The following is an 8,274-nucleotide window of genomic DNA, read 5'->3' on the forward strand; positions in this document are numbered from 1 at the left end:
GTCGTGGGTGGGGGCCAGCACCCGCTCGGCGGCCGCGCGGGCCGTGCCGGGGTCGCCGGCGTCGATCGCCGTGGCGAGGACCCGGTAGGCGTCGACCTGGCCGACCTCGGCGGCCAGGACGGTGGCCAGGGCGGGCAGCACCGGCTCGTAGGCCGCGCGCAGCCCGTTGAACATCAGCCGGAACACGATCGAGTCGGCGCCGTCGACGACCACGTCCCAGAACTCGAGGGCCAGTTCCTGCCAGGTGACCGGGTCCGTGGTCACGGCCATCCGGTCGACCACCGCGGAGAGTGCCGCCGTCAGGGCCGGGCCGCCGCGAGCAGCGGCCAGCGCCGCGATGCCGGGGGCGACCGAGGTCCGGGTCTCGACGATGCTCCGGGCGACGGCCGGGTCGACCCCGCCGTCGCGGACCAGGAGGCGCGGGAGCAGGTCGAGTCCGCCGTACTTCCGGAAGTCGCGGACGGTCGCGCCACCACCGTGGCGCACCTCGACCAGCCGGGTCTGTGCCATCCGCTGCAGCGCCTCGCGCACCGCGGGCCGGGAGACGCCGAGCACCTCGGCCAGCTGCCGCTCGCTGGGGAGCTGCTCGCCGACCGCGAGGCCGCCGTCCACCACCTCGCCGAGCACCTGGTCGAACACCTGGTCCGACACCGACTTCCGGGTCACGCGCTGCAAGGCCATGCCAGGAACGGTAGGCGACGAGTGGCCAGTTGGTCAAGTGGTCTTACCAATCCATCGAGTCGGCTCTTGTCGACAAGAGCCGACTCGGCGTCGTGGGGCTGCGGAGAGGAGCCGGGTGGGGGGTCCGTAGGCTGATCGGGTGCAGGTCGTCAGGTGGTGGAGTCGCCGGTTGTGGGGGGCGCACCTGATCGCGCTGGCGTGCGTCGGGACTGCGGTCGCCCTCGGGCTCTGGCAGTACGACGCGTGGGCGGCCCACCGCGAGGCGGAGCGGATCGACCTCACCAACTCCGAGCCGGAGCCGCTCACCGACGTCCTCGGTCCGGACGAGCCGTTCCCCACCAAGCACGTCGGCCGACCGGTCACGCTGGAGGGCACCTGGCTGCCTGAGGGCACCGTGCTCGTCTCCGGACGGGAGGCGGACGGCCAGGACGGCAGCTGGGTGGTCACGCCGCTGACCGTCGGCGGACCCGACGACGCGGCGATCCCCGTGGTCCGCGGCTGGCTGCCCGGTGACGACCCGGCGGCCGCGCCGCCGCCGCCGACCGGCACGGCCAGCCTGACCGGCTGGCTGCAGCCCGGGGAGGGCACCGGCGCCGCTGACGACGACCCGACCGACGACGTGTTTCCCCAGGTCCGGATCGCCGACCTGGTCCAGCGCGTCGACGTCGACCTCTACGGCGCCTACGTCGTCGTCGACCCCGACGCGACCGAGGAGTCCGGCGGCGGCAACGCCGGTACGACGGATCTCGAGCCCGCGACCCTCGACCAGCTGCCGCCGGTCGGCACCTTCACCGCGTGGCGCAACTTCGCCTACGCGATCGAGTGGTGGCTCTTCGGCCTGTTCGCGCTGTTCCTGTGGTGGCGCTTCGTGCGGGAGGCCACGGCCCGCCGGCCGGATCCCGCCGAGCCCACCGGGCCCGCCGAGCCCACCGAGTCCGACGGCGCGGACCGCCCGGTAGGTTCGGCCCCGTGAGCGGGCTCTTCAACACCTACCGCGTGCTGGCCTTCATCGTCGGCGTGCTGCTGCTCGTCGGCACCGTCGCCTCGGTGTTCAAGTACGCCCACGTGTTGCACGAAAGCCTGATTCCTCAGGGAAGCTCGCTGCAGCAGCTCGGCGACGACCTGACGCCGGTGTGGGTGGTCCACGGCTGGATCTACATGGTCTACGTCGTGATCGCGTTCGTGCTCACGCAGCGCGCGGGCTGGCCGCTGCCGCGCTTCCTGCTGATGATGGTCGCCGGCCTGGTGCCGGCCCTGATCTTCTGGGTCGAGCGCCGCGTCGCCGGCCAGCTCCGGGATGAGCACCCGGAACTCGCCAGCAACTGACGCCGGCAACTGGCGCCGACAACTGGCCGCCGTCGGGCTACTGCTGCTCGGTCTCCGTCGGGAGCGGGTCCGTCAGGGGGTCGGCAGCCTCGGGCGTCGCCGCGGTGTCTGCGCCACTGTCCGTGCCGGTGTCGGCCGCGGTGTCGGCCACGGTGGGTTCCGGTTCCGGAGCCGGTGGCGGCACGCTGGCCGCGGGGCTCGGCGGCGGCGCCGGGTCGTACGACGACTGCCAGCCGCCGCTGTCTCCCGCGCTGCCCTGGAGCTTCTTGGCGATCACGGCGACCCCGCCGCCGACGGCGCCGAGGAGCAGCAGCGTCTTCACCTTCGACCGCTTCTTCGGCTTCGAGCCGTTGAGCTCGGCGGCCTTGGTCTCGGCGTAGCCCTTCGCCTCGGCGGCCTTGGCCGCGACCGTTGCGGCGCCGGCAGCGACCACGGGGGCCGCCTTCACCTTCGCCTCGCTCGCCTTCTCGGCGACCGTGGCGGCGCCGGCGGCGACCACCGGTGCAGCCTTCTCCTTGGCATCGGAGATCGCGGGCAGAGCGGTGTCCTGCACGAAGTCCCTCGCTTGATCGATCGCCGCCCCGACGTACCCCTCCGCCTGCTCGAGCAGCGTCTTCTTCTTCCGCAGTCCCATTGCCGAACCTTTCCCAATCCGAGATCTGAACGCCCCATCACTATGAGGGTCACTACCCCATCCCACCACGCGCAGACCGTGCAGGCCACCGCCCTGATCGGCCCCCGTAGGATCGGGCCGAGCGCGCGGGCACCGGTGCCCGCGCAGACCCAGCAGTGCGAAAGGCAGTCATGGCGGACCTCCAGGCCACCCTGAAGACGAACAAGGGCGACATCACGATCAACCTGTTCCCCAACCACGCGCCCGAGACGGTCGCGAACTTCACCGGCCTGGCGACCGGCGAGAAGTCCTACTCCACCCCGAACGGCCGCACCGGCCCGTTCTACGACGGCCTCACCTTCCACCGCGTGATCGCCGGGTTCATGCTCCAGGGCGGTTGCCCGCTCGGCACCGGCACCGGCGGACCGGGCTACCAGTTCAAGGACGAGCCGCACCCCGAGCTGGTCTTCGACAAGCCCTACCTGCTCGCGATGGCCAACGCCGGCCCCGGCACCAACGGCTCGCAGTTCTTCATCACCGTGGGCGCGACCCCGTGGCTGAACTTCAAGCACACCATCTTCGGCGAGGTCGCCGACCAGGCCGGCCGCGACGTGGTCGACGCGATCGCCGCGGTCGAGACCGGTGCGATGGACCGGCCCGTCGAGCCCGTCGTCATCGAGTCGGTCGAGATCACCGGAGCCTGAGGCACCCGTGACCCAGCCCCCGGTCGGGGTGCCGACCTGCTATCGGCACCCCGACCGCGAGACCTATATCCGGTGCCAGCGCTGCGACAAGGCGATCTGCCCGGACTGCATGCGTGATGCCGCGGTCGGCTTCCAGTGCCCCGACTGCGTCAAGGAGGGCGCGAAGACCACGCGCCAGGCCCAGGCGGCGTACGGCGGGAAGCGGTCCGCCAACCCCAACCTGACCTCGATGGTGCTGGTCGCGCTCAACGGGCTGGTGTGGGTGGCGATCCTCGCGACCGGCTGGGCGAAGAGCACGGTGGTCGACCGGATCGCGCTGCTCCCGACCGGAGCGTGCGGCTCGGCGGCCGACCCGGGCTCGTTCTACCCCCGCTTCGACTCGGAGTCGCTCTGCAGCCGGATCCCCGACGGCCAGTGGTTCCCCGGCGTCTCCGACGGCGCCTACTGGCAGCTGTTCACCAGCATGTTCGCGCACGTCGCGATCTGGCACATCGGCTTCAACATGGTGGTGCTCTACCTCCTCGGCCCGCAGATCGAGGCGGTGCTCGGCCGGGCGCGGTTCCTCGCGCTCTACCTGGTCTCGGGGCTGGCCGGCTCGGTCTGCGTCTACTGGTTCTCCGGCCAGGACTCCTCGACCCTGGGCGCCTCCGGCGCGATCTTCGGCCTCCTCGGCGCCCTGCTCGTGGTGGCGTTCAAGGTCGGCGGCAACGTGCAGAGCATCCTGACCTGGCTCGCCCTGAACGCGGTGATCACCTTCGTCGTCCCGAACGTCTCCTGGCAGGGCCATCTCGGTGGCTTCCTCGGCGGCGTGCTCGTCACCGCGCTGCTGGTCTACGCCCCCAAGGAGCGCCGCACCCTGCTCCAGGTCGCCGGCCTGTCCCTCATGGTCGCGGCCCTGGTCGCCGCCACCCTCGCCCGCACCGCCGTCCTGGCCTGATCCCACAGGTTTTCCCACACCTGTGGGTAACTACATCGATGTAGTTATCCCCCGGTGTGGAGAAACCTGTGGATGACCCCCGAACGCATCGACCCGGCTCCAACTTGGAGCCGGGTCGACGGGAAATCGGGGTGAGTTCGAGCCGGGTGGGCTATTCCCACTTGGTGGCGAAGGTGAAGCCGACCGCCATGAACGCGATGCCGACGAACAGGTTCTTCTGCTCGAGGTCGTTGAAGACCGCCAGGTCCTGCGCGTGGTCGCCGGTGCCGACGACGTAGTACGTGCAGATCCAGATCAGGCCGATCACGAAGCAGCCGAGCATGCCGACGACGACGCCGCGGCCCCGGCCGAGCGGCGTGGAGGGGTGGGCGGCGATCATCAGGCCGAGCATGATCGCGGCGAAGCCGATCAGGTAGTTCCACTCCTGCAGGTCACCGACGAAGTTCCAGCCGGTGACCACGCCGGGCTCGCCGAAGCCGGCGATCGGGCGGACGCCGATGTAGTAGTAGGCGATCCAGCCGATGCCGCCGAGGATCAGCACCAGGGAGGCGATGAACCGGGCGCTGAGCATCGGTCCGGTCACCGTGTCGCCGAAGATCGACTTCTCGGACCGCTTGAGGGCCGACTTGTCCGACCGCTTGAGACTCGGGCGGGAGAACTTCACGGGCTGGGCTCCTCAGTGGTGACAGACAGTTGCACAGGCAGGCAGGGGACAGGCAGGGGACGGGCACGGTACGCCGTACCGTCGGCGCCTACCCTAGACACTATGACGGGTGCGCATGCGGCTGGGCCGACGCAGGACCCGCCCCCGCGCCCGCGCCGGTCGCTCGGCTGGCGGGTCGCGACCCCTGTGGTCGCACTGCTCAGCGGCTCCCTGTTCGTGATCTCGGCCGCCGACAGCGGCGGGACGGACCTGCGCCCGGGGCGCTACACGGACCTCGCCGGGCTGGTCGAGGAGGAGGCCGCCGACTACGAGGAGGTCCTCGCGGAGCTGGAGGCGCTCGAGGACGACGTCGACGAGCTCACCGAGGGCGTCCAGGGGCTGCGGGTGACCCGCACGCGGGAGCGGATCGAGGAGCTGCGCGACCCGGCGGGGCTCGAGCCGCGCACCGGTCCGGGCCTCACGATCACCCTCTACGACTCCCCGGCCGACCTCCTCGACAACGCCGTCGCCGAGGGCTACAAGGCCGACCGGCTGGTGGTGCACCAGCAGGACATCCAAGCCGTGGTCAACGCGCTGTGGCGCGGCGGCGCCACGGCCGTGACGATCGCCGGCCAGCGGGTGATCTCGACGACGGGCATCAAGTGCGAGGGCCCGGTGGTGCAGCTGCAGGGCGTGCCCTACCCGCAGCCCTACGTCATCCAGGCCGTCGGCGACCCGGACGCGCTCACCGCGTCCGTCGACGCCGACCCGCTGGTGACGGGCTACCGCACCGACGCGGCCAACCCGGCGCTCCAGATCGGCTGGAGCATCGAGGACCAGGACCTGGTCCGGGCACCGGCGTACGACGGACTCCTCGACCTGCGCTACGCAGAGCCGCTCGGCGGCGCCTAGTCCTGCCCGTCGCCGTTGCCGTTCCCGTTGCCGGGGACGGGGATGCTCAGCGGGTCGAGCGGGTCGCTGCCCTCGGCGACCTCGTCGCCGTCGTTGAACGTGTCGCCGTCGGAGTCGGGGTTGTTGGGGTCGGTGCCGAGGGTGGCCTCGTCGATGTCGGTCAGCCCGTCGCCGTCGGTGTCGGTCTGCGGCGGCGGCGCCGTCGTCGTGGGCTCCTCGAAGACGGAGACGAAGATGGTGACGGTCTCGCCCTGCTCGTACTCCTCGCCCTCGCCGGGGATCACGTCGGTCACCTCCCCCTTGGGCCGCTCGGACGCGACGTCGTCGCGGACGTCGACCTGGAAGCCCGCCTCGATGATCAGCCGCTCGGCCTCGCCCTGACGCAACCCGATCACGTCGGGGACGACCTCCGGTCCGTCGGACAGGCAGAGCGTCACCGTGTCGTCCTTGCCGACCGACGCCTGCGGCCGCGGCGTCTGCTCGACGACGGTGCCCTTCGGGTCGTCGGTGTCGCACGCCTCGGGCGCGATCATGATGTTGGCGCGCTTGATGCCGGCGTCGGCGAGGGTGTCGATGGCGACCCGCTGCAGGTCGCCGACCACGTCGGGCATCGCGAAGTCGCAGGCACCGCTGCTCAGCACCAGCGTCACCTCCGAGCCGGGCTCGACGTACGTGTCGGCTTCGGGCTCCTGGTCGACGACCTGACCGGCGTCGTATTGGTCGCTGCACTGTCGCTGCTTGTCGTCGATCGAGAGACCCTCGTCGGCGAGCAGGCCCCGGGCGTCCTCGCGGGCGAGGCCGATGACGCCGGGCACCTGGACATCGGTGGGCTCGTCGGGGAACAGCTTCGGCCACGCGATGAAGGCGGCGGCGAGCAGCGCGAGGACCAGCAGCCCCAGCACCAGCCACAGCCACACCTTGCGGCTGCGGTCGCGCTCGTCGTCGGACGGGACCGCGGCCCCCCGACGGATCTGGGTCTCGCTGGTGCCGGCGGTGGGCACCACCGCGGTGGCGGTGGGGTGCGGGTCGTCGACGGGCAGCGGCGGAGGTACGACGGCGGACACCGGCCGGCCCGCGAGGTAGCGCTCGATGTCGTTGCGCATCTCGCCGGCGGACTGGTAGCGGTCCTCGACCCGCTTCGCCAGCGCCTTCATCACGATCGCGTCGATCTGGGGGCTGAGGTCGGCGTCGTGGTGGGACGGCGGCTCGGCCTGCTCGCGCACGTGCTGGTAGGCGACCGCGACCGGGCTGTCGCCCACGAACGGCGGTCGGCCGGTCAGCAGCTCGTAGAGCAGGCAGCCGGCGGAGTAGACGTCGGAGCGGGAGTCGACCGACTCGCCCCGGGCCTGCTCGGGCGAGAGGTACTGCGCGGTGCCGACCACGGCGGCGGTCTGGGTCATCGACGACGCGGCGTCGCTGATCGCCCGGGCGATGCCGAAGTCCATCACCTTCACGTCGCCGGACGGCGTCAGCATCACGTTGCCGGGCTTGATGTCGCGGTGGATGATCCCGCCGCGGTGGCTGTAGTCGAGGGCGGACAGGACTCCGCTGGTGATCTCGAGCGCCCGCTCGGGCAGGATCTTGCGGCCCTCGCGGAGGATGTCGCGCAGCGTGCGGCCGGCCACGAACTCCATCACGATGTAGGGCTGCGCGACGCCGTCGGCGGCCGGCTCCTCGCCGGTGTCGTAGACCGCGACGATCGCGGGGTGGTTGAGCGAGGCCGACGACTGCGCCTCACGCCGGAAGCGCGCCTGGAACGTCGCGTCGCTGGCGAGGTCGGTGCGAAGTCGCTTGACCGCGACCACGCGACCCAGGCGGGTGTCGATGCCCTTGCGGACCTCCGCCATGCCGCCGCGGCCGAGCAGCTCACCGAGCTGGTACCGGCCGCCGACCGTGGATCCCGACCCGGAGTTCCCGGGCGGGTCCGTGGGCCCGGCGTTGCTCATTCGTCAGCCACCTTCCGTTGCATCTGTGAGACCAGTGTCCGTGGCCGTCGGGTCCGTCGGAGGCGTCGTCTCGGTAGTCGGCGTCGTCTCGGGCGCGGCCGCGCCCCAGTAGTGCAGGTCGATCGGGTCGCCCACGAGAAGCTCCCCGGTCGGCTCGAGACCCGAAACCGTGTCCTGCGTCTCGCCGCCGGGGTTCTCGTCCTCGAAGAGCCGGACCACGAGCCCCATCCGCTGCAGCTCGGCCTCCACGTCGAACCGGTCGCGGCCGAGGTAGTCGTCCGCGTTGACGGTGACGGTCTCGGCGGCGGTGGTGGTCGGGGTGGTCGGGGTGGTCTCGGTCGTCGGCGTCGTCTCGCGGGTGGCCGACCTGGAGGTCCGGCTGGTCGCGTCGGTCGGGTCGTCGCTGCTGGTCGGGTCGGTGTCGTCGCGGTTCAGCAGCAGGACGACGGCGGCGATCGCCGCCGCGACGAGGAGCAGCACGATCAGCACTGCCGGGAGCGGCGACTTCTTCT

At 71.5% G+C, this 8,274-nt stretch carries 10 protein-coding genes; 5 read left to right on the top strand and 5 right to left on the bottom strand.

Translation table 11 applies throughout. The features are described 5' to 3' along the window. Window positions 1–681 (bottom strand): FadR/GntR family transcriptional regulator (locus H0488_RS19845; protein ID WP_183100962.1); only part of this gene is annotated, 681 nt, incomplete at its 3' end. 139 nt (window positions 682–820) lie between these two features. Between H0488_RS19845 and H0488_RS19850 the strand changes: the two genes are divergently transcribed. Beyond that, on the top strand, window positions 821–1,654 hold the full coding sequence (locus H0488_RS19850) for an SURF1 family protein (RefSeq protein WP_183100963.1): 834 nt from the start codon (window positions 821–823) through the stop codon (window positions 1,652–1,654). Then, a complete protein-coding gene (locus H0488_RS19855; RefSeq protein ID WP_183100964.1) occupies window positions 1,651–2,007 on the top strand; it encodes a DUF3817 domain-containing protein in 357 nt (118 codons plus the stop codon). The genes H0488_RS19850 and H0488_RS19855 overlap by 4 nt, the downstream gene beginning before the upstream one ends. A gap of 37 nt (window positions 2,008–2,044) precedes the next feature. On the opposite strand, the gene H0488_RS19860 is transcribed toward H0488_RS19855, so the two are convergent. Next, a complete protein-coding gene (locus tag H0488_RS19860; protein WP_183100965.1) occupies window positions 2,045–2,641 on the bottom strand; it encodes a hypothetical protein in 597 nt (198 codons plus the stop codon). A 170-nt stretch (window positions 2,642–2,811) separates the two neighbouring features. On the opposite strand from H0488_RS19860, the gene H0488_RS19865 reads away from it, so the two are divergent. Together H0488_RS19865 and H0488_RS19870 are read left to right on the top strand one after the other, a co-directional pair. Beyond that, window positions 2,812–3,324, top strand: a complete 513-nt coding sequence (locus tag H0488_RS19865; RefSeq protein WP_183100966.1) for a peptidylprolyl isomerase — start codon at window positions 2,812–2,814, stop codon at window positions 3,322–3,324. Window positions 3,325–3,331: 7 nt separating this feature from the next. Then, window positions 3,332–4,261, top strand: a complete 930-nt coding sequence (locus H0488_RS19870; RefSeq protein ID WP_312856446.1) for a rhomboid family intramembrane serine protease — start codon at window positions 3,332–3,334, stop codon at window positions 4,259–4,261. A gap of 151 nt (window positions 4,262–4,412) precedes the next feature. On the opposite strand, the gene H0488_RS19875 is transcribed toward H0488_RS19870, so the two are convergent. Beyond that, window positions 4,413–4,925: a cell division protein CrgA gene (locus H0488_RS19875; RefSeq protein ID WP_312856447.1), complete on the bottom strand. Its 513-nt coding sequence runs from the start codon at window positions 4,923–4,925 to the stop codon at window positions 4,413–4,415. A 102-nt stretch (window positions 4,926–5,027) separates the two neighbouring features. Here H0488_RS19875 and H0488_RS19880 point away from each other — a divergent pair, with 102 nt between their 5' ends. Then, on the top strand, window positions 5,028–5,816 hold the full coding sequence (locus H0488_RS19880; protein ID WP_183100967.1) for a DUF881 domain-containing protein: 789 nt from the start codon (window positions 5,028–5,030) through the stop codon (window positions 5,814–5,816). Here H0488_RS19880 and pknB read toward each other — a convergent pair. Both pknB and H0488_RS19890 read right to left on the bottom strand, forming a co-directional pair. After that, window positions 5,813–7,762: a Stk1 family PASTA domain-containing Ser/Thr kinase gene (pknB, locus tag H0488_RS19885; RefSeq protein WP_183100968.1), complete on the bottom strand. Its 1,950-nt coding sequence runs from the start codon at window positions 7,760–7,762 to the stop codon at window positions 5,813–5,815. The two genes, H0488_RS19880 and pknB, sit on opposite strands and share 4 nt — an antisense overlap. 3 nt (window positions 7,763–7,765) lie before the next feature. Then, window positions 7,766–8,274 (bottom strand): hypothetical protein (locus H0488_RS19890; RefSeq protein WP_220794815.1); only part of this gene is annotated, 509 nt, incomplete at its 5' end.

Origin of the sequence: Nocardioides pelophilus, from assembly GCF_014180685.1 — a bacterium.
GTDB classification, from domain to species: Bacteria; Actinomycetota; Actinomycetes; order Propionibacteriales; family Nocardioidaceae; genus Nocardioides; species Nocardioides pelophilus.

Coding starts and splice junctions, on each gene's coding strand:
- H0488_RS19880 (WP_183100967.1), top strand. CDS start 5,028: ATGACGGGTGCGCATGCGGCTGGGCCGACGCAGGACCCGCCCCCGCGC.
- H0488_RS19865 (WP_183100966.1), top strand. CDS start 2,812: ATGGCGGACCTCCAGGCCACCCTGAAGACGAACAAGGGCGACATCACG.
- pknB (WP_183100968.1), bottom strand. CDS start 7,762: ATGAGCAACGCCGGGCCCACGGACCCGCCCGGGAACTCCGGGTCGGGA.
- H0488_RS19860 (WP_183100965.1), bottom strand. CDS start 2,641: ATGGGACTGCGGAAGAAGAAGACGCTGCTCGAGCAGGCGGAGGGGTAC.